General features: G+C 60.9%; 25 protein-coding genes. 16 read left to right on the plus strand and 9 right to left on the minus strand.

Going from position 1 to position 22574, the window contains the following annotated elements; all coding sequences use genetic code 11:
- Window positions 1–100: 100 nt before the first annotated feature.
- Window positions 101–1972 carry an ABC transporter transmembrane domain-containing protein gene (locus BN1800_RS05010; protein ID WP_425298964.1) on the plus strand — a complete coding sequence of 624 codons (1872 nt, stop codon included), beginning with the start codon at window positions 101–103 and terminating at the stop codon, window positions 1970–1972.
- Between the two features lie 3 nt (window positions 1973–1975).
- Here the strand turns inward: BN1800_RS05010 and BN1800_RS05015 are convergent, their stop codons facing one another.
- The gene (locus BN1800_RS05015) at window positions 1976–3193 is read right to left on the minus strand and encodes an adenylate/guanylate cyclase domain-containing protein (protein ID WP_086995621.1); all 1218 of its coding nucleotides are present in this window, start codon (window positions 3191–3193) and stop codon (window positions 1976–1978) included.
- A gap of 234 nt (window positions 3194–3427) precedes the next feature.
- Here BN1800_RS05015 and BN1800_RS05020 point away from each other — a divergent pair, with 234 nt between their 5' ends.
- Together BN1800_RS05020 and BN1800_RS05025 are read left to right on the plus strand one after the other, a co-directional pair.
- The gene (locus tag BN1800_RS05020) at window positions 3428–4411 is read left to right on the plus strand and encodes a Bug family tripartite tricarboxylate transporter substrate binding protein (protein WP_027508077.1); all 984 of its coding nucleotides are present in this window, start codon (window positions 3428–3430) and stop codon (window positions 4409–4411) included.
- A 66-nt stretch (window positions 4412–4477) separates the two neighbouring features.
- A complete protein-coding gene (locus BN1800_RS05025; RefSeq protein WP_027508076.1) occupies window positions 4478–4666 on the plus strand; it encodes a YegP family protein in 189 nt (62 codons plus the stop codon).
- Window positions 4667–4915: 249 nt separating this feature from the next.
- Here BN1800_RS05025 and BN1800_RS05035 read toward each other — a convergent pair whose 3' ends face one another.
- The 5 genes from BN1800_RS05035 to BN1800_RS05055 form a co-directional block, all read right to left on the minus strand.
- Window positions 4916–5947 (minus strand): peptidoglycan -binding protein, encoded by a 1032-nt coding sequence (locus tag BN1800_RS05035; RefSeq protein ID WP_027508075.1) that lies wholly within the window; start codon window positions 5945–5947, stop codon window positions 4916–4918.
- A 3-nt stretch (window positions 5948–5950) separates the two neighbouring features.
- Window positions 5951–7045, minus strand: coding sequence for a flagellar motor protein MotA (locus BN1800_RS05040; RefSeq protein WP_086995093.1), 1095 nt, complete (start codon window positions 7043–7045; stop codon window positions 5951–5953).
- 114 nt (window positions 7046–7159) lie between these two features.
- The gene (locus BN1800_RS05045; protein ID WP_086995096.1) at window positions 7160–7960 is read right to left on the minus strand and encodes an inositol monophosphatase family protein; all 801 of its coding nucleotides are present in this window, start codon (window positions 7958–7960) and stop codon (window positions 7160–7162) included.
- A 195-nt stretch (window positions 7961–8155) separates the two neighbouring features.
- A complete protein-coding gene (locus BN1800_RS05050; protein WP_086995099.1) occupies window positions 8156–9235 on the minus strand; it encodes a tetratricopeptide repeat protein in 1080 nt (359 codons plus the stop codon).
- A gap of 10 nt (window positions 9236–9245) precedes the next feature.
- Window positions 9246–9899: a thiamine phosphate synthase gene (locus BN1800_RS05055; protein WP_027508070.1), complete on the minus strand. Its 654-nt coding sequence runs from the start codon at window positions 9897–9899 to the stop codon at window positions 9246–9248.
- Between the two features lie 106 nt (window positions 9900–10005).
- Between BN1800_RS05055 and BN1800_RS05060 the strand changes: the two genes are divergently transcribed.
- Together BN1800_RS05060 and BN1800_RS05065 are read left to right on the plus strand one after the other, a co-directional pair.
- Window positions 10006–10770 (plus strand): sulfite exporter TauE/SafE family protein, encoded by a 765-nt coding sequence (locus BN1800_RS05060; protein ID WP_086995102.1) that lies wholly within the window; start codon window positions 10006–10008, stop codon window positions 10768–10770.
- A gap of 83 nt (window positions 10771–10853) precedes the next feature.
- Window positions 10854–11114 (plus strand): ArsR/SmtB family transcription factor, encoded by a 261-nt coding sequence (locus BN1800_RS05065; RefSeq protein WP_027508068.1) that lies wholly within the window; start codon window positions 10854–10856, stop codon window positions 11112–11114.
- Window positions 11115–11272: 158 nt separating this feature from the next.
- Here BN1800_RS05065 and BN1800_RS05070 read toward each other — a convergent pair whose 3' ends face one another.
- Window positions 11273–11446, minus strand: a complete 174-nt coding sequence (locus BN1800_RS05070) for a YdcH family protein (protein WP_086995105.1) — start codon at window positions 11444–11446, stop codon at window positions 11273–11275.
- Window positions 11447–11674: 228 nt separating this feature from the next.
- On the opposite strand from BN1800_RS05070, the gene BN1800_RS05075 reads away from it, so the two are divergent.
- The 7 genes from BN1800_RS05075 (at window position 11675) to ggt (ending at window position 17351) form a co-directional block, all read left to right on the plus strand.
- Window positions 11675–11878 (plus strand): YdcH family protein, encoded by a 204-nt coding sequence (locus BN1800_RS05075; RefSeq protein ID WP_027508067.1) that lies wholly within the window; start codon window positions 11675–11677, stop codon window positions 11876–11878.
- Between the two features lie 19 nt (window positions 11879–11897).
- Window positions 11898–12392 carry a 5-(carboxyamino)imidazole ribonucleotide mutase gene (gene purE / locus BN1800_RS05080; protein WP_027508066.1) on the plus strand — a complete coding sequence of 165 codons (495 nt, stop codon included), beginning with the start codon at window positions 11898–11900 and terminating at the stop codon, window positions 12390–12392.
- The gene (locus tag BN1800_RS05085; protein ID WP_086995108.1) at window positions 12389–13453 is read left to right on the plus strand and encodes a 5-(carboxyamino)imidazole ribonucleotide synthase; all 1065 of its coding nucleotides are present in this window, start codon (window positions 12389–12391) and stop codon (window positions 13451–13453) included. Before purE ends, BN1800_RS05085 begins: the two co-directional genes overlap by 4 nt.
- Before the next feature lie 157 nt (window positions 13454–13610).
- The gene (gene ykgO, locus BN1800_RS05090) at window positions 13611–13736 is read left to right on the plus strand and encodes a type B 50S ribosomal protein L36 (RefSeq protein WP_003542835.1); all 126 of its coding nucleotides are present in this window, start codon (window positions 13611–13613) and stop codon (window positions 13734–13736) included.
- A gap of 111 nt (window positions 13737–13847) precedes the next feature.
- Window positions 13848–14462, plus strand: a complete 615-nt coding sequence (locus tag BN1800_RS05095) for a tetratricopeptide repeat protein (protein WP_086995111.1) — start codon at window positions 13848–13850, stop codon at window positions 14460–14462.
- Between the two features lie 65 nt (window positions 14463–14527).
- The gene (locus tag BN1800_RS05100; protein ID WP_086995114.1) at window positions 14528–15538 is read left to right on the plus strand and encodes an alpha/beta hydrolase; all 1011 of its coding nucleotides are present in this window, start codon (window positions 14528–14530) and stop codon (window positions 15536–15538) included.
- Between the two features lie 67 nt (window positions 15539–15605).
- Window positions 15606–17351, plus strand: a complete 1746-nt coding sequence (ggt, locus tag BN1800_RS05105; protein ID WP_086995117.1) for a gamma-glutamyltransferase — start codon at window positions 15606–15608, stop codon at window positions 17349–17351.
- 13 nt (window positions 17352–17364) lie between these two features.
- Here the strand turns inward: ggt and BN1800_RS05110 are convergent, their stop codons facing one another.
- Window positions 17365–18072: a hypothetical protein gene (locus BN1800_RS05110; RefSeq protein ID WP_086995120.1), complete on the minus strand. Its 708-nt coding sequence runs from the start codon at window positions 18070–18072 to the stop codon at window positions 17365–17367.
- 156 nt (window positions 18073–18228) lie between these two features.
- Between BN1800_RS05110 and BN1800_RS05115 the strand changes: the two genes are divergently transcribed.
- The 4 genes from BN1800_RS05115 to BN1800_RS05125 all read left to right on the plus strand — a co-directional run bounded on the left by BN1800_RS05115 (window position 18229) and on the right by BN1800_RS05125 (window position 21607).
- A complete protein-coding gene (locus BN1800_RS05115) occupies window positions 18229–19293 on the plus strand; it encodes a helix-turn-helix domain-containing protein (protein WP_027508061.1) in 1065 nt (354 codons plus the stop codon).
- A gap of 70 nt (window positions 19294–19363) precedes the next feature.
- The gene (locus BN1800_RS05120; RefSeq protein ID WP_086995122.1) at window positions 19364–20338 is read left to right on the plus strand and encodes a threonine ammonia-lyase; all 975 of its coding nucleotides are present in this window, start codon (window positions 19364–19366) and stop codon (window positions 20336–20338) included.
- Between the two features lie 236 nt (window positions 20339–20574).
- Window positions 20575–20763 carry a hypothetical protein gene (locus BN1800_RS40155; protein ID WP_143533896.1) on the plus strand — a complete coding sequence of 63 codons (189 nt, stop codon included), beginning with the start codon at window positions 20575–20577 and terminating at the stop codon, window positions 20761–20763.
- Window positions 20747–21607: an alpha/beta hydrolase family protein gene (locus BN1800_RS05125; protein ID WP_086995125.1), complete on the plus strand. Its 861-nt coding sequence runs from the start codon at window positions 20747–20749 to the stop codon at window positions 21605–21607. Before BN1800_RS40155 ends, BN1800_RS05125 begins: the two co-directional genes overlap by 17 nt.
- 30 nt (window positions 21608–21637) lie before the next feature.
- Here the strand turns inward: BN1800_RS05125 and BN1800_RS05130 are convergent, their stop codons facing one another.
- Window positions 21638–22555 carry a LysR substrate-binding domain-containing protein gene (locus BN1800_RS05130; protein WP_086995128.1) on the minus strand — a complete coding sequence of 306 codons (918 nt, stop codon included), beginning with the start codon at window positions 22553–22555 and terminating at the stop codon, window positions 21638–21640.
- Between the last annotated feature and the right edge of the window lie 19 nt (window positions 22556–22574).

Consider the following 22574-nt stretch of genomic DNA (forward strand, 5'->3'; position numbering starts at 1 on the left):
GTCCAATTTGACGCAAGTCATTGCGGCAAGAGAACCGATTGAATAAATGAAGCCGCAGTCACGAAGGCTACGGCTTCCCATTCGGATGCGGTGCCTATACATGAAGGCCGCCCGGATAACAAGGGCCTGCAAGCCGCCGATCAGCGGTATTGGGGCGATTGGAGATGATTTGGCAGACGCAGTGCAGACCGCGGAAAAGAAGTCGCGTTCCTTGAAGCCGCTCGCACGGCTGGCACCCTATGTGATGCGCTATCGCGGCATGGTCGCAGGCGCACTGGCTTCGCTTGCCGTTGCCGCCGTGACGTCGCTCACGCTTCCGCTTGCCGTGCGCCGCATGATCGACCACGGCTTCACGCAGGCTGACGGTGCCTTCATCAATAGCTACTTTGCGATGCTGATGGTCATCGCCGTCGTGCTCGCGGCCGCAAGCGCCCTTCGCTACTATTTCGTCATCACGCTCGGCGAACGCATCGTCTCGGATATGCGCCGGGATGTCTTTGCGCATGTCACACGGCTTTCTCCCTCCTTCTTCGATGTCAATCAGTCCGGCGAGATCGTGTCGCGCCTGACGGCCGACACGACGCAGATCAAATCGGCTGTCGGCGCGACCGCCTCTGTGGCACTGCGTAACGCAATTCTCTGTCTCGGCGCGATGGGCATGATGATCGTGACCTCGCCGAAGCTCTCAAGCCTTGTGCTCGGTGCAATCCCGCTGATCGTCTTTCCGCTCGTCGGCTTCGGGCGATCCGTTCGCAAGCGCTCTCGCGCCGCACAGGATACGCTCGCCGAAGCTTCCGCCTTCGCCAGCGAAACGATCGCTGCCACGCGCACCGTCCAGGCCTTCAGCGGCGAGGACGCAGCCGCAAACCGTTATGGCGCCGCCGTCGAATCCGCCTATGAGGCCGCACGCTCCGCCATCCGCTCGCGCGCACTTCTGACCGGCATTGCGATCACCCTGATCTTCGGCAGCGTCGTTGCAGTTCTTTGGGTCGGCGCACAGAATGTTCTGACAGGAACGCTTTCTGCTGGCACACTTGGGCAGTTCCTGCTCTATTCAGTCATCGCCGCCGGCTCTCTCGGCGCTCTGTCGGAAGTCTGGGGAGAACTCTCGCAGGCAGCCGGCGCCGCCGACCGGCTGACCGAATTGCTGGACGAAGTCTCGCCGATCGCAGCGCCCGAAAAGCCCGAGACGCTGCCCGCGCCAGCCCGGGGACGCGTCGAATTCTCGAACGTGCACTTCGCCTATCCGTCGCGCCCCGGAAAATCGGCGCTGTATGGCCTTAGCTTCAGCATCGCGCCCGGTGAAACCGTCGCCATCGTCGGCCCGTCCGGCGCTGGCAAGAGCACCGTCTTTTCGCTGCTGCTCCGCTTCTACGATCCGCAGCAGGGCTGCGTCGCGATTGACGGCATCGATGCACGCGGGGTGACGCCCGATGATCTGCGTGAGCGCATGGCAATCGTCCCGCAGGACGTCACCATCTTTGCCGCTTCAATCCACGACAATATCGCCTTCGGCCGTCCCGGCGCGACGCGCGAGGACGTGCGCGCCGCAGCGATTGCCGCCCAGGCCGACGAGTTCATCGCAAGGCTGGACAAGGGCTATGACACCGAGGTCGGCGAACGCGGCATTACCCTTTCCGGCGGCCAACGCCAGCGTATCGCGATTGCCCGCGCGATCCTGAAGAATGCTCCTATCCTCCTGCTCGACGAGGCAACGTCGGCTCTGGACGCGGAGAGCGAAACCCTGGTGCAAAAGGCGCTCGACGGCCTGATGCACGGCCGCACGACGCTGGTCATCGCCCATCGCCTCGCGACCGTCCTGAAAGCCGACCGCATCCTCGTCATGGACCAGGGGCGCGTCATCGAGGAAGGCACGCATCAGAGCCTGATCCGCCATGGCGGCATCTATGCCAAGCTGGCGAAGCTGCAGTTCGATGCAGGTGCGGAAGAGTTTCTGGCTGCCGCCAAATAGGCGCTACGCCTGAGGAAACGCGTAGACATCCACAGGCTGGTCCAAGCCGCGCAGCGGATAGAATCCGAGGCTTTCCAGATCGCTTTCGCACCCCGCCATTTCGACGAACGCCTTGGACAGCAGCACGGGCCGTTTGATTTCCTTGGTCAGGGTCTCCAGCCGCGATGCGACGTTGACGGCGGGGCCAATCACGGTGAAATCGAGGCGCTTGCGCGAGCCGATGTTGCCGTACATGACATCCCCCACATGCACGCCGACGCCATAGCGCAACTCCACATGCCCCCTTTCGGCGTTGAAGACATTGAGCTCGGTCATTGCTGCCTGCGCTTCCTTGATTGCGTGGAGAAGATTGCTGCAGGCATTGGGATTGGTCAGCGGAAAGATGGCGAGCAAACCATCACCCATGAATTTCAGGATCTCACCGCCGTGCTTTTCGATCGGCTCCGACATCGCATCAAAATAATCATTCAGCAGCTCGATCACATCGTCGCGCGGCCATAAATCGGAAATCGTAGTGAAGTCGCGCAAGTCGCAGATGAGGATCGCCGCGCCGACCGTTGCACCGCTGCCACGTGTCGTGGCACCGGCAAGAATCTGCTCGCTGGCATGGGGCCCGACATAGGTCTGAAGCAGCGTGCGTGCGAGAATGTTCTTGATCCGGACCTCCGTGACAAGTGTGAGCGCTGGTAGAAGGTCCTTGAGGAAGATTAGATGCTCTTCGTTAAAACCGCCTGGTTTGTCACTCGAGAAGGTAATGACATGCCGTTTTCCGAGTGTGTGCTCCATTGGCCAGGCGACGTAGTCCGTCAGGCCATCCTGTCGCAACTCATCGTAAAGCGGGTAGGACGTGGGTTCGCCGTCCAGCTTCTGCCGGACTTCTGCGGCACCGCTGAATATCTCGTTCATCGGGCTGTTCAGGAATTGCGACGTTGTCTCGACGCCGTAGCCGAAGGTCGTGATCTTCGCCTCCTGCATTCCGGGACGCCAGAGGATGCGCGCGCCGAGCCATTGAGGATGCAGCGTCCGGAAATGCATTGTCGCGCGCGCGACGGGAACGCCGGCAGTCCGCAACCGCTCGCACATCTCCACCAGGATATTGTCGATGAACCGCTGGTTGCGCGTTTCATTGATCAGCCAGTCGAGGATCTTGTGCCGGCGCACCGGCCAAAGACCTTCCTCCTCGTTCTCGACTGCCGGAAATGGATTGGATACGGGCTGCATGTCAAACTCCACGATCTCGTCCCGCCAAGCGCACAAATTCAATAGGGTCTTCCGCATAGATGGTTATCGGAGGACGGATTGTAATATCAATAGTCGGATAGTTTACCTCAGCGACTAAAGTGCATTCCCACGCGGCCGCTTCCGGTTGCTTTTATCCGCGTCCGCCCTAACCTCCTTCTGCCCGATTTGATGCAGTCGGGCGGCGTAACCGATGAATTCCGGGAGGAGAATCGAATGGCACTTTTCAATATGACCCGCCGCATGGCGTTCGGCCTCGGCTTGTTTGCGGCCTTGAGCCTCGGAACCGCGCATGCCGACGCGTTTCCGGAGCGCGCGGTTACTCTGGTCGTTCCCTTTGCTGCAGGCGGATCGACCGATGTCGTGGCGCGCATCATCGCCGAGAAGATGTCGGAAGACCTTGGCCAGCAGGTGATCGTCCAGAACATCGCCGGTGCCGGCGGCAATCTCGGCGCGGGCAACGTGGCTCGCGCTGAACCGGACGGCTATACTATCCTGATGGGAACGGTCGCGACCCACGCGCTGAACCCGCTGATCCTCAAATCCACACCTTACGACCCGGAAAAGGATTTCGCGCCGGTTTCGCTGCTCGTCATCGTGCCCAACGTGCTCGTCGTCAATCCGGAACTGCCCGCCAAGAACGTGCAGGAACTGGTCGCGCTGCTGAAGGCCGAACCGGACAAATGGAGCTATGCTTCCTCCGGCAACGGCACGCCGCTTCATCTTTCCGGCGAATTGTTCAATTCGATGGCCGGCGTCAAGATGCAGCACATCCCGTACAAAGGCGCAGGCCCAGCGCTGACCGATCTGCTGGGCAACCAGGTATCGATCATGTTCGACAATCTGCCGTCGTCTTCCAGCCACATCAAATCCGGCAAGCTGCGGGCGCTGGCGGTCACCACCGCGAAACGTGCTCCATCCTTCCCGGATATTCCGACCATCGCTGAGTCCGGCGTTCCGGGCTACGAGACCTACACTTGGAACGCGCTTTTTGCGCCAGCGAATACACCCGCGGATGTTGTGGCGAAGCTTAACGAGTCCGCCAACAAGGCCTTGAAGGATCCGGCAGTTGCCGGACGCATGAAGGAATTCAGCGCCACGATCGTCGGTTCGACGCCGGAGGAACTTGGCGCGCATGTGAAGGCCGAACTGGCCAAGTGGGGACCCATCGTGAAGGGCGCGAATATCCAGATGGAATAGACTCAACTTTTGCACTAGGTTGTCCCATGTTACCGGGGCAACTTCCTGATAATTGGGAGATAATCGATGTATAAGTTTGAAGTGTACAAGGACAAGGCCGGCGAATTCCGTTTCCGCTTCAAGGCGTCGAACGGTGAATCCATGTTCAGCTCGGAAGGCTACAAAGCCAAGGCATCCGCGCTTAGCGCAATCGAATCTATCAAGAAGAATGTGCCGGACGCAACGGTCGACGATCAGACCAAGGCAACGGCTTAACCGGACTTCGGCGGCGCCGAACGGCGCCGCCTCACACGGCCCTTCCCTCGGCCCGGCCGAAAAGATACAACCGCCGAGGAAAAATCCCCTCAAGCGCATTGTAGCCGTGCATGCTGCCTCCGCCATAGCCGGCGACTTCGCCAACGACCCAGCCCTGCCTGGCAAGATCGAGGCTGTCATGGCCCCCCCTAGGCGACGCTGTTCGGCGGCTATCGACGAAGAAAAGGCCGCCAAGCATATAGGCGCTGATTATTTCTCGGTGAGCTTGAGCTCGATGCGGCGGTTGGTGGCGCGGGCTTCCGGTGTTTCACCGGGCGCAATCGGCTGGAATTCGCCGAAACCTGCCGCCACGAGACGGTCGGAAGGAACGCCCTGCGAAATCAGATATTTGACGACAGAGATGGCACGGGCCGAGGAAAGCTCCCAGTTGTCACGAAAGCGGCCGGCCCCGGAAAGCGCCACATTGTCGGTATGGCCGTCGACCCTGAGCACCCAGTTGATTTCCGGCGGTATTTCCCTGGAAAGATCAAGCAGCGCAGTGGCAAGTTTCGTCATCTCCGCCGTGCCTTCCGGATTGAGATCGGAACTGCCGGAAGGGAACAGAACCTCTGACTGGAAGACGAAACGGTCGCCGACGATGCGGATGTTTTCGCGGTCGGACAGGATCTCGCGCAGGCGGCCGAAGAAATCGGAGCGGTAGCGATTGAGTTCCTGAACCCGCTGCGCCAGCGCGACGTTCAGGCGCCTGCCCAGATCGGCGATCTTCGCCTGCGAGCTCTGGTCCTTCTGCTCTGAAGCCTGAAGCGCGGCCTCGACGGCTGCGATCTGGCTGCGCAGGGCTGCTATCTGTTGGTTGAGAATTTCGACCTGGCTGAGCGCCCGGTCGCTTAGCTGCTTCTGTTCGTCGAGTTCCTTTGTCAGGCCGCCGATGCGCTGCTGCGCGGCGTCCTTGCCGCCGGAACCGGCATCAAGCAATGCCTGCAGGCGCGAGCGCTCGCCTTCGGCGGTTGTGAGGGAGGCTTGCAGGTTGGCGACAGAATCCTCGAGATCTTGCTTGCTGCCCTTCTCAAGCGCGAGCAGCTGCGTCAGTTCGTTGATCTGGCTGTTGAGGCGGTTCAGCACTTCGTCGCGGCCGGAAATCTCGCGGCTCAGAATGAACTGGCCGACGACGAAAACCGTCAGCAGGAACATGATGGCAATCAGCAGCGTCGACAATGCGTCGACGAAACCCGGCCAGTAGTTCATTTCGCCGTGGCGGCGGCGGTTTCGGGCGAGCGCCATGGCTTACTTGCCCTCGCTTTTTTCGGTCTGGCTGGCGCGATGGCTTCTCTCGGTGGCACTCTGCTTTTCCTGCGCGCCGATGCGCTCAGCAAGCCGGTCAAGGGTGCGGCGCATGGCCTTTGCCTCGTCCTGCTGCGCTTCGATCCAGTCGCGCAGCATCTGCTGTTCGTTGCGCATGTTCTTGACGAGTCCTTGGATACCCTCGGCAAGGCTTGCCATCGCAGCAACCGAGCGCTGGCTGCCAGCGCCACCTTCTTCGGCAACCTTCTTCAGATAGTCCGACATCGCGCGGAGATCCTCGGAGGACGTACCCGAATCGAGCGTCGGAACGGCAATATCCGACCCGACATCGGTCACCGAGGACAGCCAGTTTTCGAGTTCCGTGTAGAAGCGGTTCTGCGCACGCCCCGCCTGAAGATCGAGGAAACCGAGAATGAGCGATCCGGACAGGCCGAGCAGCGAGGACGAGAAGGCTTGGCCCATACCGGAAAGCGGCAGGGACAGACCTTCCTTGAGCGTGGTCAGCACGTCTCCGCCGCCGTTCGAGCCTGCGTCCAGCGACTGAATGACACCGCTGATCGAGCCAATCGTGCCGATGAGACCCCAGAAGGTACCGAGGAGACCGAGGAAGACGAGAAGGCCGATGAGGTAACGCGACGTATCACGCGATTCATCGAGCCGGGTCGCGATCGAGTCGAGAATTGAGCGTAGAGCCGTGGTCGAAAGCGTTGCCGTTGACTTACGGTTGCCGATCAGCGCCCGCATGGGCGCAAGCAGTCTCGGATTGCGGTTTACCTTGTCGGCACTGCCGGCCGCGCGAAAGGAATTGAACCAACGCACTTCCGGACGAAGCGCCAACACATGGGTGAAGACCAGGATGATGCCGACCGCAAGCACGCCGACGATGAGGCCGTTGAGGCCCGGATTGTGCATGAACGCAGTCTGCGCCTGCCGGAAAAGGATGGAAGCGATGAAGCCGACGATCACGAGAAACAGGAGCATCGTCCAGAGGAACGGCATCGGACTGGAGAGTCTATAAACATAGTTGCTGCTCGGTTTTTCGGTCGAGCCGAATTCCGCCGCATTCACATTTTCCATGGTTGCGCAGCCCTCCAGATTGCTTGCAGCCGGAGACTAGATCAACATTGTGCCGAATTGAAGTGCGCGGGCAGAGAAAACCGTGTCTTTACAACAGCCGGTTTCCCGTGCGTCTCACTTCGCGGGGATGGGACGCTTGACGGTCTCGATCAGCGCCTTGTGAATATATTCATTGCCGGCGACGATAGCGCCGGTATCGAGAATATCCGTGCCACCGTTCCAGTCGGTCGCATAACCGCCTGCCTCACGGATCAGTAGGATACCGGCCGCCATGTCCCAGGGCGCAAGTCCCGTCTCCCAAAAACCGTCGAAGCGGCCGGCGGCGATATAGGCGAGATCGAGCGCCGGCGAACCGAGACGCCGGATCCCAGCCACCTCGCCCATGACATGCCGGAGCTCGACAAGGAACTTGCCGTGGTTGCCGCGGCCGAGATGCGGCACGCCGCAGCCGATGACGGAATCCGAAAGCACCCGGCGCGCGCCGACACGCAGGCGGCGGTCGTTGAGAAAGGCGCCACCGCCGCGCTCGGCGGTGTAGAGCTCGTCCATCGCCGGATTGAAGACGACGCCCGCGACGATTTCGCCATTCCGTTCAAGCGCGATAGAGACCGCGAACATCGGAATGCCGTGCAGGAAGTTGGTCGTGCCGTCGAGCGGATCGACGATCCAACGGTGTGCCCCGTCCGTGCCCTTGATCTCTTCGCTCTCCTCGCCGAGGAACCCATAGGTCGGGCGTGCCTTCAGAAGCTCGTCCCTGACGATCTTTTCAGCCTTCCGGTCGGCATTGGAAACGAAATCGCCAGGCCCCTTCACCGAAACCTGCAGGTTCTGCACCTCCCCGAAATCACGCCCCAGCGATTTTCCTGCCTTGACGGCAGCCTGAACCATGACGTTGAGAAGAGCAGAACGGGCCATTGGAGCATTTCCTTGGAACTGATACGGGATGCGCTGTCAGGGCGGGAAAGCTCCCTGATCGCCGGAAAAGGCAGCGCTCTTATTAGATTGGCGGCCTCAAGACCACAAAATCAGGCAAATTTCAAGGGGAGAGCGTTGCGGACTCTGAAAGAGGTCGTCGGCACCGAAGGCTCCGCCGACGCCCTATTCTGAGCCTTAGGGCAGGCGGCGGAACTTGTTCGCCCGGTCGATCGCCTGCTTTTGCTGAACGTCCTCGATACCGAGATAGAAATCCTCAAGCTCCGGGTCGGGCAACCCTGCCCGGCGGGAAAGCACATACCATTTCGCCGCTTCGACCGGGTCCGGCTTGGTGCCAAGCGCATTGATATAAAGATGTGCGAGCTTGTTCTGCGCCGCGACGTTGCCACGATTGGCGGCGAGTTTCATCCATAGAAACCCATTCACGAAGTCGCGTGGCCCGTTGTTGCCGTTGATGAGCCAGATGCCGAGGTCGAGCTGTGCAGTGTCGAAACCTGCCCGCGCCGAGCGGGAAAGCCATTCCCGTGCCAGCTTCTTTTTCTGCTCCGGCAGATCGGGAAGCACGGAATAGATTTGCGCTACGGCATATTGAGCGTCGGCGATGCCTTGCCGGGCGGATTTCTCGTAGTAGGGAAGCGCGAGTTTCAATCCTTCGGGACCGGGATGATCAGTCGTCAACAACTGCGCCCAGTTGAATTGTGCTGAAGGATTGCCGCCGTCGGCCGCCCGGTGCATATAATCATCCGCCTTCGCCTTGTTTCGCGGTACGAGTTCTCCCGCCATCAGGATCAACGAATATTTGAACATCGCTGCCGCATCGCCGCCTTCGGCGGCCTTGCCGTACCAGAAGGCTGCGCTCTTCAGATCGCGGCGAACGCCGAGCCCGGCATACTGCATTTCCGCAATCAGCGTCTGCGCCGCCGGATCTCCGAGCTGCGCGCGCGGCAGCGCCAGCTGCATTGCCGTCAGATAATAACCGCGCTGATAGGCACCGTAAGCTGTATCGATCGGCCCTTTGTAATCCTTCTCAGGCGGCAGGTCAGGCAGTTTGGCGCCCATGCGATCCAGCACACCGAGGCCGGTCGAGGGCTGCGCCCCTTCTGCCGGCCGGTTGGTCTTGAACGGTTCGGCTTCCGAGCCCAGCGGCCGTGTCACGACGTTGTCGACCGTCTGCGCCGAAGCGCCATACGGCAAAAGAGCCGCGAAAACGGCAGCAAGCAGGAGAGGTCGGCGCAAACTGGCGGAGGAGATCGGCATGGCCGCGATATCAATCCTCAAACCGTGGCGCTTTTTCGTCAAGAAGTGCGTTGACCTGAGCGACAATCGAAGCGGCCTGCCCCGGCTCGCCGAACACCGCCAGGCGCAGCGCCACGAACTCGGCACCCGACTGCGCAACGACCAGGGCAGAAGCCGGATCGGTGCCGCCCATGACGACGCAGGGAATTTCGATCATCGAGGCCCACCATTCGCCGAGCGCAACGTTCTTCGGATGCGCCTCCGGCTTGATGTCACCGTCGAGTTTGCCGAAGAAGATATAGTCCGGCCGCGCCTCGCCGATCTCCAAAGCCGTGTGGCGGTCGGCTGCTTTACCGCCGCCGATGATCAGCTTGCCCTCATATTTGTCGATCGCCTCGGCGATTTCGGCGGCTGAACCCGTCAAATGCAAGCCGTCGGCCTTCGCGCGTCCGGCAATGCGGCTGTCGCCCGCAATCAGGGCCGCTGCACCTGCATTCTGGATGAGCGGAACCAGTCTCTCGGCATGTTTCTGAAACGCTCCGGCATCGAGCCCGTATTGCGGCACGATCACCGAGGCAACGTCGCCGCCCTTCAGCGCGTTGGCGAGAATGTTTGCCTGCTCGTCGGCATCCGCGATGTCCGGGACGATCAGGACAAGGCGGCAGCGGTTTTCCGGTCCGGTCATGAACTCTTTCCAATTTCAGCGGATTTCGCCGCAGGCGGCAAATCCACACTCGTTTTGTGTGAGTAATTCCGTTAGAGGGGGCTGGCAAGGGGAGGACTTGAAAAGCATGCTGCCGGAACTGTCATTCTTTTGTGCCGCCGTGCCCGCCGTATTGCTTGTCGGCCTCGCCAAAGGCGGCATGGGCGATGCACTAGCCTTGATCGGCGTCCCCATTCTGGCGCTGGTTGTCTCGCCTGTCGAAGCTGCCGCCATCCTGCTGCCGATCCTGATCTTCATGGACATGATCTCGCTTGTCGTCTGGCGCAAGCATGGCGACCGGACGACGCTGAAGATCATGCTGCCGGGTGCCCTCTTCGGCATCGCGGTGGGCTGGGCGACATCCGCACTGGTGCCCGGCAACGTCCTGCGCGTGGTCATCGGTGCAGTCACCGTACTCTTCTGCGCCCGCTATTTCTGGAACAACTTCGGCCCCGGCGCAGGAAAGGTCGTCCTGCCACGCGGCCAGCGCCCCCTGCTTGCGAGCGCCTGGGGCACGCTTTCCGGCTATGGCAGTTTCGTCGCCCATGCCGGCGGCGCGCCGTTTCAGATCTATGCCCTGCCCCTGAAACTGCCGCCGCGCGAATTCACCGGCACCAGCGTGCGTTTCTTTGCCATCCTGAACGCGGTGAAACTCATTCCCTATTTCGCACTCGGCCAACTCGACACGAAGAACCTCGTGACATCGGCGACGCTGCTGCCTTTCGCGCCGCTCGCGACCATTGCTGGCGCCTGGTGCGTCAAGCGCATGAAGCCGGAGATATTCTATCCGTTCATGTATGCGATGGCACTGATCGCAGCACTTCTGATCATACACCAGGGGCTCGGATTCTAAGTCCCGGCGCGCCAGCGGACGCCGCTCGGTTGCGGCGCACAATTTCCTTGCCCGGAAGCTGCCTTTGACGTAGCTTTTTTGCCATGTCGACCACCGACCCTTTCGCCGCGATATCAGACCCGAACCGGCGGTTCCTGCTGGAGCAGTTGAGGCGCGCGCCGAGAACGGTCAACGAACTCGCCGAGAGCCTCCCAATCAGCCGGCCGGCGGTCTCGCAGCACTTGAAAGCCCTGCTCGACAGCAACCTTGTGTCGGTGACCTCCGAAGGCACGAAACGTATTTATGCGGTCAACAACCGCGGATTCGACAAGCTCAATCTGTGGCTTGATCAATTCTGGACGTGAGGCCGATCGCCCAATAGAAATGCGCCAGCCCAACTCCGCACTGCTTGGGACTGGCGCATGATTTTTCAAAAATCGCCGGCTATTACTAACCCATTGAAATGTTGGATTTTATCCTCTTTGCGTTGCAGGATCAGCGCGCCGGCAATCCGCATTATTGCTTAGTGAACGGATGATTTCAGACGTTGGATTTCGTCTTTGATGCGCAACTTTTTGCGCTTGCAATCCGCAATCTCGGTGTCTTTTCTGGAGGGGGATACCATCAGCGAATGTAACTCCTCCTCAAGAGCTACATGCTTTTTTTCGAGTGACTCAAGATGAGCTTGAACAGTCATTTGACCCTTCCTTCCTCTTGCCTTCCCCAGCCATCCATCGCTGGGGTTCTAGGCGTCAACTTTTGGAATGTGACATATTTTCGAATCCTTGTCGAAGGCGAAAACATGGTCAGTAGGTGGCAAATTCATGATCAGCACTAACTAGCCGTTACCGCTATTTGGTGATAGGAGCTTGCGGAAATCATCGGCAGGCCGGACAACGTCCGAAGACGACTATGGGGAATACGAATGGCCGATCAGGAACAGGCGGAAATCAGGCTCATGGCAGCGCGTTTGCGTCAGGAGCACGAGGACTACGACGCCGCGATAAACGCCATGATTGCCATGGGATGCGACGCGTTGCGCATCCAGCGCATGAAAAAGAAGAAGCTCGCCATCAAGGACAAGCTGACCAAGTTGGAAGACCAGATCATTCCGGATATCATCGCCTGAAAGGGTAATGCCGTTGACGCTGACAGACAGACCTCCCGTCGCCATCATCATGGGCAGCCAGTCCGACTGGGAGACCATGAAAAACGCCGCCGACACGCTGGAGGCGCTGGAAATCCCGTATGAAGCGCGCATTATTTCAGCGCATCGGACGCCGGACCGCATGGTGAGCTTCGCCAAGAACGCGCGTGACGAGGGCTTCAAGGTGATCATTGCCGGTGCCGGTGGTGCCGCCCATCTTCCCGGCATGACGGCCGCACTGACGCCGCTTCCGGTTTTCGGCGTTCCCGTCCAGTCGAAGGCGATGTCCGGCCAGGACAGCCTTCTTTCCATCGTCCAGATGCCGGGCGGCATTCCGGTCGGCACGCTGGCGATCGGCAAGGCTGGCGCGATCAACGCGGCGCTGCTGGCGGCCGCCGTTCTTGCGCTTTCGGACGAGGATATCGCCGAGCGGCTCGATGAATACCGCGAGCGCCAGAGTGCCTCGATTGCCGAATATCCTATGGACAACCTATGACGACAAAGACGATCGGCATCATCGGCGGCGGCCAACTCGGCCGCATGCTTGCGATGGCCGCAGCACGGCTGAACTTCCGCACGATCATCCTGGAACCCCAGGCCGATTGTCCCGCCGCGCAGGCCGCCAACAACCAGATCGTTGCGGCCTACGACGATCCCGCAGCGCTGGCAGAACTGGTGAAGGCCTGCGACGTCGTCACCTATGAATTCGAGAACGTGCCCGTATCGGCAGCTGAAGCAATTGCGAAAGACGTCCCCGTCTACCCGCCGCCAAGGGCGCTGGAAGTGGCGCAGGACCGCCTCCTCGAAAAGCGCTTCATCAATGGATGCGGCATTCCGACCGCGCGCTCCCATGCCGTCGACAGCCAAGGCGAGCTTGAAGCAGCGCTGAGAGACTTCGGCGGCCAGGGTGTGCTCAAGACGCGGCGTCTCGGCTATGACGGCAAGGGACAGAAGGTTTTCCGCTCCGCAGCCGACAGCGCCGAAGGCGTCTTTGCCGCCCTTGGCGGCGTGCCGCTGATTCTGGAGAGCTTCGTCGCCTTCGAGCGCGAGATTTCGATCATCGCCGCCCGCGCGGCGGACGGCACCGTCGTCGCCTTCGATCCGGCGGAAAACGTGCATCGCAATGGCATTCTGCACTCCTCGACGGTGCCCGCCTCGATCTCGGATGCGACCGCGGCGGCGGCACGTCAGGCGGCGGAAGCGATTCTCTCCTCGCTCGGTTACGTCGGCGTCATCGGAATCGAGTTCTTCGTTCTCCCAGACGGCGGCTTGATCGCTAACGAGATGGCGCCGCGCGTCCACAATTCCGGCCACTGGACCGAGGCAGCCTGCGTCGTTTCGCAGTTCGAGCAGCACATCCGCGCCGTCGGCGGCCTGCCGCTCGGCAATGCGGACCGCCACTCCAATTGTGTGATGCAGAACCTCGTCGGTGACGATATTTTAGGCCTGCCTGATTGGCTGAAACGGCGAGATACCCTCGTCCACCTCTATGGCAAGACCGAATCCCGCCCCGGCCGAAAGATGGGGCATGTGACAGTGCTCACGGGAAAAGCCTAGGTTTTTGCCCGAGAAAAAGCCTTCATGCGGTTGACACAGACATGAGGCCGGGTTATCTGCACGCCCAACCTAAAGAGCGCGCACAGACGCGCTTTTTGATTGTTTAAAAGATACGGGCGAATGTGAAATTCCCCCACAGAGATCGCGGATCAGAAAAATGAAGATCAAGAATTCGCTCAAGTCGCTCAAGGCTCGCCATCGTGACAACCGTCTGGTTCGCCGCAAGGGCCGCATGTACATCATCAACAAGCTGAACCCGCGCTTCAAGGCTCGTCAGGGCTGATCATAGCGTGAGCCGGATTGCGCCTGCGCGTTGCGCGCAGTGGGCTTTTTCGGCGGGTCGCTTCGGTGATCACATCAAATTTTCTTTGATCTTCGGCGCTGGCGGGCTACATTGTCCGCCATGCGCTTTTTTGCTTTGACCTGCGCGGCACTGCCGCTTGCTCTCGGTTTCCTTGCTCCCGCCATCCCTGCCGCCGCCGCGGAGAAGGAGGTTATCGTCGAGCAGCCGGATGCCAACGCCTCCCCGAAACAGCGTCTCGACAATCTCTATGCCCAGCTGAAGCGCGAGCGCGATCCCGACAAGGCGAGCAGCATTGCCGAGGAAATACGCCTCGAATGGAATGATTCTGGCAGCGCCACGGTGAACTTGCTGATGCAGTGGGCCGACAAGGCGATCGAAGAAAAGCGCAGTCCTGCGGCCCTCGATTTCCTCGATCAGGCGATCGCGCTGAAACCTGACTATGCCGAAAGCTGGAACCGCCGCGCGACGCTGAATTACGCCATGGGCAATTATCGAAAGTCGATGTCAGACATCGAGCAGGTGCTCGATCTCGAGCCGCGCCACTTCGGTGCGCTCTCGGGGTTGGCGACGATTCTCAATATGTCCGGCAATGACCAACTGACCCTGAAAGCCTGGGAACGCTTCCTGGAGGTCTATCCCGCAAATCGCGCGGCGCAGCAGCAGGCGAATACCCTGTCCGAAAAACTCGCCGGAAGCCGGACATGACCTTGACGCCGGACCGGCATGCGCAATCTTAGAATCGGTGCCGTAACTGTTGCCGGTTCAAAGCCATGCTTGCCGAAATTTCCACCCTTCTCGCCCCCATCGCTGCCGCCGTCGGCTACTCGTCTTACAAAGCCCGCCAGTTCGAACAAGCATTTCCCAATGCCGGCGAACTGACAGATATCGGCGGCTACAAGTTGAATGCCGTCCACATCCCCCGCCCCGCCACCGCCGATCTTCCTCCGCTGGTCTTTATCCATGGTGCGAGCGGCAATCTGCTCGACCAGACCGGGGCCTTCATGCTTCCGCTCGAGGGCCGCGCGGAAATGCTCTTCGTCGATCGTCCCGGACATGGCTATTCGGAACGCGGCGGGCCGGAAAACGCCTTTCCCTCCGGCCAGGCGGATGCGATCGCGAAACTCATGGAGAAGCGCGGGATTGAAAAGGCGATTATCGTCGGCCACTCCTTCGGCGGCGCGATCGCCGCGGCCTTTGGCGTGCATCACCCAGAAAAGACAGCCGGCCTCCTCTTCCTTGCCCCGGCAACGCATCCTTGGCCGGGAGGTATCGACTGGTACCACCATATCGCAACCGCGCCGGTGATCGGCTGGCTCTTCAATCGCGTCGTCGTCGTGCCATTGGGCCTGTGGCGGCTGGAACAGGTCACGCTTAATGTCTTCCGGCCCAACCCGCGCCCGGCCGATTACATCGCGAAGACTGGGCCATCGCTGGTGTTGCGACCGAAGACCTTTCATGCCAACGCCACCGATTTCATCAGGTTGCTCGAATATCTGAAGGCGCAATCGCCCTTCTATACGCGCATCACGGCGCCGACCGTCATCATTACCGGCGACAGCGACGGCATCGTCTTAGAGCATCTCCATTCTCAAGCCCTCGCCCGCGACATTACCGGCTCGGAACTGGTGAGGATCAGGGGAGTCGGCCATAAGCCTGACTATCTCGCGACCGATGTCGCCATTTCCGCGCTTGAAAAGATCGCTGGAATGCCGCGCGATCTGCAAGCCGCGGCGCGCAAGGCCGAAGAACGGCTATCAGGCGGCAGCGCAATTGCTGCCTGAGCGGGCTTGCGCGCTGTGAAAACGAAACCATATCCCTTCGCATAATTTGATAGTTTGGAGGGGAACAATGGAACGCCTGCGCATTAAAGCCATTTCGCTGTTCACTGTTTTTGCTTTCGTTGCCTCGCCGCTCGCGCTTGCTTTTGCGGCTTCACCTGCGCCGGTGGAAGCCGAACACGGCATGGTCGTCACCGCCCAGCATCTGGCGACCGATGTCGGCGTCGAAATCCTGAAAGGCGGCGGCAATGCCGTGGATGCGGCAGTGGCGGTCGGCTACGCGCTGGCGGTCGTCTATCCGACGGCGGGCAATATCGGCGGCGGCGGCTTCATGACGATCCGGCTCAAGGACGGCAAGACGACCTTCCTCGATTTCCGCGAGCGGGCTCCGCTTGCGGCCACGAAGACCATGTATCTCGACGCCAAGGGCAATATCGTTCCGCGCGCCAGCCTGGACGGCTATCTCGCCGTCGGCGTGCCGGGCTCGGTCATGGGTTTCGAGACCGCCCGCGAAAGATACGGCACCAAATCCCGTGCCGAGTTGCTGGCGCCTGCGATCCGCTTTGCCAAGGAAGGCTTTACGCTGGAACAAGGCGACGCCGCGACCCTCGCCTCCAGCGCCAAGCGGCTCGCCAAAGACGAGGCCGCCGCAACGATATTCCTGAAGCCGGACGGCAAGCCTTACTCCGCCGGGGAAAAGCTTGTGCAGCCCGAACTCGCCGCCGTGCTGTCCGGCATTTCCGAGAAGGGCACGGACGCCTTCTACAAGGCGGCACCTGCCGAGGCGATCGTCAAGGCAAGCCAGGCGAAAGGTGGCGTGCTCGCCAAGGAAGATTTCGAGCAATATGCCGTGCGCGAACTGAAGCCGGTCGAGTGCAACTACCGCGGCTATGACATCGTCTCCTCGCCGCCGCCCTCTTCCGGCGGCGTCATCATCTGCGAGATCCTGAACGTGCTCGAGGGCTACCCGCTTTCCTACATGGGATACGGCTCGGCCGAGACAGTCCGTGCCATGGTCGAGGCGATGCGCTACGCCTATGTCGATCGCAACGCCGCGCTTGGCGATCCGGACTTCGTCGACAATCCGGTTTCGAAGCTTCTGGACAAAGCCTATGCCAAGGAAATCCGTGAGAAGACCGATCCCTATAAGGCCGGCAAATCCGCCGACCTGAAGCCGCTCGGCGCCAAGGAAAGCGTTGAAACGACCCATTATTCGATCATCGACGACGAGGGCAACGCGGTCGCCGTGACCTATACCCTGAACGGTTCCTTCGGCGCCGGAGTGGTCGCCCCCGGCACCGGCATCCTGCTCAACAACGAGATGGACGACTTCACCTCAAAGCCCGGCGTGCCGAACCTCTACGGGCTTGTCCAGGGCGAGGCCAATGCCATCGCGCCGAAGAAGACGCCGCTCTCTTCCATGAGCCCGACGATCATCTCCAGGGACGGCAAGCCCTTCATGGTGATCGGCAGCCCCGGCGGCTCACGCATCATTACTATCACGCTGGAAGCGATCCTGAACGTCATCGACTTCGGCATGGACATCAGCCAGGCCGTCAACGCACCGCGCATTCATCATCAATGGCAGCCGGACAAGATCTACCTCGAACCCTATACCCTGTCTCCGGATACGGTAAAGACGCTCGCCGCAATGGGCTACAGCTTCGACGATGGCAGCGGCCCGCCCCAATGGGGCCAAGCGGCCGGCATCCTTGTCGGCGGCAAGAGCCTTTCCGATATCGAGAAGGGTGGCGGCCCACGCTACTACGGTGCGATGGACAGCCGCGCCATCGAGGGTTCGGCAAACGGCTATTGAGCCGCCTGCCGCATCAGCGGATCCGGGCGCGTACATAATCGCCTCTGATATTCACCCGCGGGCGTGCGCCCGGAACACTCGGAACGAGGCTGTCAATGTAGGATGCCTTGGCGATCACGGTATAATCGACCGGCACGTCCTTGCCGAAGCCAAGATAGGCATCGAGCGATTGTGCAGCGATCTCGATCTTCTCGTCGCGTTTAACGGCATCGTAGGTGAGGCTCGCGCGCACCGCTGCGCCGGAGATATCGACTGCGGAAGCGTGGCCATCAAGCGTGATGTCCGCAGCCTTTCCCGATGTGCCAAGGCTTGCGAAGTCGCCGCTCAGTTTCGCCATGAACGCCTGCTGCTCTATGCGCACTGCGCTGCCGGGCGGAATATTGGCCGACACTTCCGGCGAACAATCGGCAATGTCACTCCAGGCCGACATCATCACGTCGATCGTCAGCGTCGCTCCCTCGAGCTCCACGCGGGTTTCGTCCTTGCAGATATTGAAGAACCAGTTCGAATACCAGGATGAGAACCAGCCGCTCCGACGTCCGCTGGTCCTCGTGCGATAGGGCTCATCCGACTTTGTGGTGATCTTGATCGAGCTTGCGTCGCCAGTGATCACGATCGTGCGGATGCTGGAAATATCGAAGGTCTCGCCGACCGGCCTCACATCGGCGAAACTGGAAACCAGCATCATGAAAAACAGGGGAATGGACAGGATTATCGACATCGGCTTTTTCCTTGATGGCGCCGTCGAAGCGACTGGCCCGAAGAAAGTGACCTCCTGCCCTTCCTGTTGAGACCTCAATCGTGATCCGGGTCGCCCGCAATTGCGATCGAGGCCATTTTCGTGCTGATATCGACCCATCCATCCGGACGCCGCCTCATGATCTTTATTCCACTTCCCTTCGTCGTTGCCCTGCTGCTCTTCATTGTGCTGATCCGTCTGCTGCGGCAGGAGGACTGGCATGCGCCGGAGAAGCGGCCATTCCTGCTTCTCATCGGCATCTATGCGCTGCAGTCCGTGCTGATCGGAATTCGCTGGGGCTACAACGTCCTCGCGATCATGCCGGCGCAGGCCATTCTGGCCGCTGTGATCGCCGCACTTGCCTGGGTCAGTTTCCGGAGCCTTACGCTGGAAGGGCCTCCCTCATTCGCCCGGCTGTGGCCGCACGCCCTTCCAGCGATTCTCGTCGCCACGCTACTGCTCTTCTGGCACGAGCCGATGGGCCTTGCCTTGATCCTCATCTTCCTTGGCTACGGAGCCGCCCTGCTCTGGCTCGCGCGCCATGGCCCGGACGGACTTATCGCCTCGCGGCTGGACGGCGCGCTGCTTTCCTATCGTTCGCTTCTGACCACCGCAACGGCGCTCATTGCCGCCGCGTTCGCCGATATCTTCATCAGTCTGGATTTTGACCGTACTGGCGGCACGCATGGCGGTGCCATCGTGGCACTCGGAAACGTCATCACGCTCCTCATTCTCGGAGGCGCCGCGTCCATCGCCAGCGGCGGCCAACCGGCTGAAGAGCAGAGCCCGGAAACGCCCCCCGCCCCGCCAACGATGCCGACGGAAAAGGACGGCGCGGTTGCCGCCTCCCTCAACGCATTGATGCAATCCCGCGAGATCTATCGCGATCCCGAGCTCAATCTCAACCGTATCGCCCGAAAGATGAGCCTGCCTGCCCGCCGCGTATCGATTGCCGTCAACCGCATCCATGGCGTCAGCGTTTCGCAATATGTCAATGAATTCCGCATCCGCTCGGCATGCGATCAACTGATCAAGACGGATGAACCGGTGACGCGCGTGATGTTCGATTCCGGCTTCATCAGCAAATCGAACTTCAATCGCGAGTTCCTGCGCGTGACCGGCACCAGTCCCACAGAATTCCGGCGGCGCAGCGGCATGGCTGACACCGTTGATGCGAAAGCGCCGGCTTTTGTGTCACCGTGACAAAATCGGCGTTCACAATGGATCGCGGGCATCATATGCATGGGCGAACCATCAGCCGAAAGAGCTCATAATGGCCAGCATTGAAATGATCGTCGCCGCCCGCGCCCGCCTCCGGGGCCATGCACGGCGAACGCCGCTTCTTTCCTCTCCGTTCCTTAACGAGATTGCCGGAAGGCATGTGTTCGTAAAGGCGGAATGCCTGCAGCATTCGGGGTCGTTCAAGTTCCGCGGCGGCTGGTCAGCCGTTTCCGGCCTCGATCCTGCAGTGCGTGCGAAAGGCGTCATCGCCTTTTCCTCCGGCAACCATGCCCAGGGCGTCGCCCTTGCCGCAAAGCTTCACGGCATTCCCTCCGTCATCATCATGCCGTCGGACGCGCCCGCACTGAAGATCGACAATACCCGCGCCTTTGGCGCCGAAGTAGTGCTTTACGATCGCGAAAATGGGGATCGCGACGCGATCGGCGCCCGGTTCTCGGCGGAACGCGGCCTGACGCTGATCAAGCCTTTCGACGAACCGTTGGTGATTGCCGGACAGGGCACGACCGGGCTTGAAATTGCCGAGCAGGCAGATGAGGAAGGCGTGAAGTCGGCGGAAGTCCTCGTTCCCTGCGGCGGTGGCGGACTGACGTCCGGCATCGCGCTGGCGCTTGAGGCAAGCGCGCCGGGCTTCACCGTGCGGCCCTGCGAGCCGGAGAACTTCGACGACACCACGCGTTCGCTGGCCTCCGGCAAGATCGAACGCAACGCAGTGATGACGGGCACGATCTGCGATGCGATCATGACACCGGAACCCGGCAAGATCACCTTCCCGATCCTGCAGAGGCTCGCCGGCGCCGGCATCGTCGTCACCGACGAGGAGGCGCTGAGGGCTATGGCGCTCGCTTTCAAGCGGCTGAAGATTGTCGTTGAGCCCGGCGGGGCGGTCGCGCTCGCTGCCGCGCTCTTCCATGGCGACGCGCTTGAAAGCGACAATATCATCGCAGTGACATCGGGCGGCAATGTCGATACGCACGTCTTTGCCGCAGCGTTAGCACGTTTCGGCTGAGACGCCCTACTCGCCCACATAGCTTGACCAGCGCATCCTGATTTTCAGGCTTCGACCTCAGAAAACGGTCGCGCGACAATGATTCTGCGACCTTTTCGGGTCGGCAATTCCTCGGGGTGCCCGCCCCAGATCACGATTGTGAACGACCTCGATTATGTTCGAGGTCGCGACCGCGTGGACTGTGACGCAAATCGCTAAGGCCGCTGCGTCGCGGTCTCCAAGCCCGAGGCCTTCATATGAAACAGACCCTTTTTCTTCTCGTTGCGACGGGTACTGTCGTAATGCTGCCTCTGACGCAGATCAAGGCTACCGACATAGTCGGCGTCAGCAACCTTTCCGTCCCTGTTCCCGAACGGCACGAAACGATGCAAAAGGCTCTGGTATCCTCCGACTACGGGCGGAACGGAGATGCTGATAGGCGATAACGCGCTCTTCCAAGGCGTCACCGCGCGGCTTAACGCTCCCGCCGCCGCGGGCCCCTGGCCTCTCATCCTCCTTTCTCACGGCGGGTTGAAGTCAGGTCCGAATATCGGCGCATGGATGGCGTCGCGACTGGCCGCAAGCGGCTTTTCCGTAGCAATGCTCAGGCAACCGGACCCTCACACCCAGGCGCCGCAAGAACTCCTGGACGAGATCTGGCTAAGGCCGGCAGACCTTTCAGCGACACTCACCGCCATCGAAGCTGATATGTCCCTGTCGGGCCGGATCGATACGAAGAGGGTCGGCGTGCTCGGCTTCCTGGTCGGAGGCACGTCCGCTCTCGCGCTCGCCGGCGCACGTTTCGACTCAGAGAATTTCATGCGTTCCTGCGATCCTGGCGGAACAGGAGTGGATTGCGCCGATTTCGCGCGAACAGGTGTCGATCTCCGCGCTGTCGATGCTAGCCGCCTCGCCCGCTCCCATCTCGACAGCCGCATCAGGGCGATCTTCCTTGTCGATCCCGAACTAAGCGCGAACTTCACTCCGGAAAGTCTGGCCGATATCTCCGTTCCAGTCGACATCGTTAATCTCGGAAATGCCGACACCATCTGGCCCGGGCTCAACGCCGCCGGCCTTGCGGGAAGAATCGCCACTGCAAATTACGACACCGTGCCCGACGCCACGCAATACGACGCCTTCAGCGAATGCAAAAACGACGCGCCGGACATCCTTCGGAAAGAGGGAGAAGAACCACTCTGCGACGAAACAGGGGATCGCAGCCGGAAAGAAATTCACGAACAGTTGGCAGCGATGGCCGCTGCCGCATTCCGGCGGATGCTGCCACGGTGACTGGGCTCATGCACAATTGAAAGTCACCGCCTACGCACTCTCCGGTATTCGCTGAGGCACAAAATCTAAGATCGCCTCGCGCACCGCCTGCAGCACGATGGAAGCAAGCCGTGCCGTCGCCGGATCGGGGTCGGCTTCCGCGCGATGAAGCACGAGGCCTAGCGACGGTAGCTCGGGCAATCCCAGTGCCGCGGGCTTCAGCGGCTTCACCTTTGCCGGCAACCCGATCGGTGTGCGTATAGTCACGCCCAACCCGGCCGCAGTCGCAGCCCACAACCCGCCGAGACTGGGGCTAACGAAGGCCAGCCGCCAGGCAATGTTTGCGCGGTCGAGCGCATTGGTCGCGGCTGTCCGCAGCACGCATGGCGCCTCCAGCGAGGCGAGCGGCAGCGGCTCGCCGCTTTCGGCGTTCCAGCCGGGCTCGCCTACGGCAGGACCGATCCAGCGCATAGGCACCTCGCCGATCTTTTCGCAATGTGCGGTCAGGGTTCGATCGCTCCAGGCTAGCGCCAGATCGAGTTTTCCTGTCGTGACCCGTTCGAGCAGTTCCGCGTTGCGAACGACTCGCGCCTCGATCCGCACCTTCGGATGGGCGCGGGCAAAACGGCCGAGAACATCAGGCAGCAGGTTTTCGCCGAAATCCTCCTGTAGGCCAAGCCGCACCCAGCCTTCCAGCTCGACGCTGTGGACGGCCGCTGCCGCTTCATCGTTGAGTTCGAGCAGCCGCCGGGCGTAGGCGAGCATCGTCTCGCCCGCCTCCGTCAGCGCCAGACCACGGCCCGCCTTGCGAAAAATCGGCGTACCGGCTTGCTCCTCCAGTTTCTTCAACTGCGCGCTGACGGCCGACGTGGAGCGCCCCAGCCGATCCGCCGCCTTGGCGAAGTTGCCGAGTTCCATTCCGGTCGCGAAGGTTCGCAGTACATCGAGGTCGAAGTTCGTCCTGCGCATCGCTTAATCCTATTTTTCA

Origin of the sequence: Rhizobium sullae (assembly GCF_900169785.1) — a bacterium.
Taxonomy (GTDB): domain Bacteria; phylum Pseudomonadota; class Alphaproteobacteria; order Rhizobiales; family Rhizobiaceae; genus Rhizobium; species Rhizobium sullae.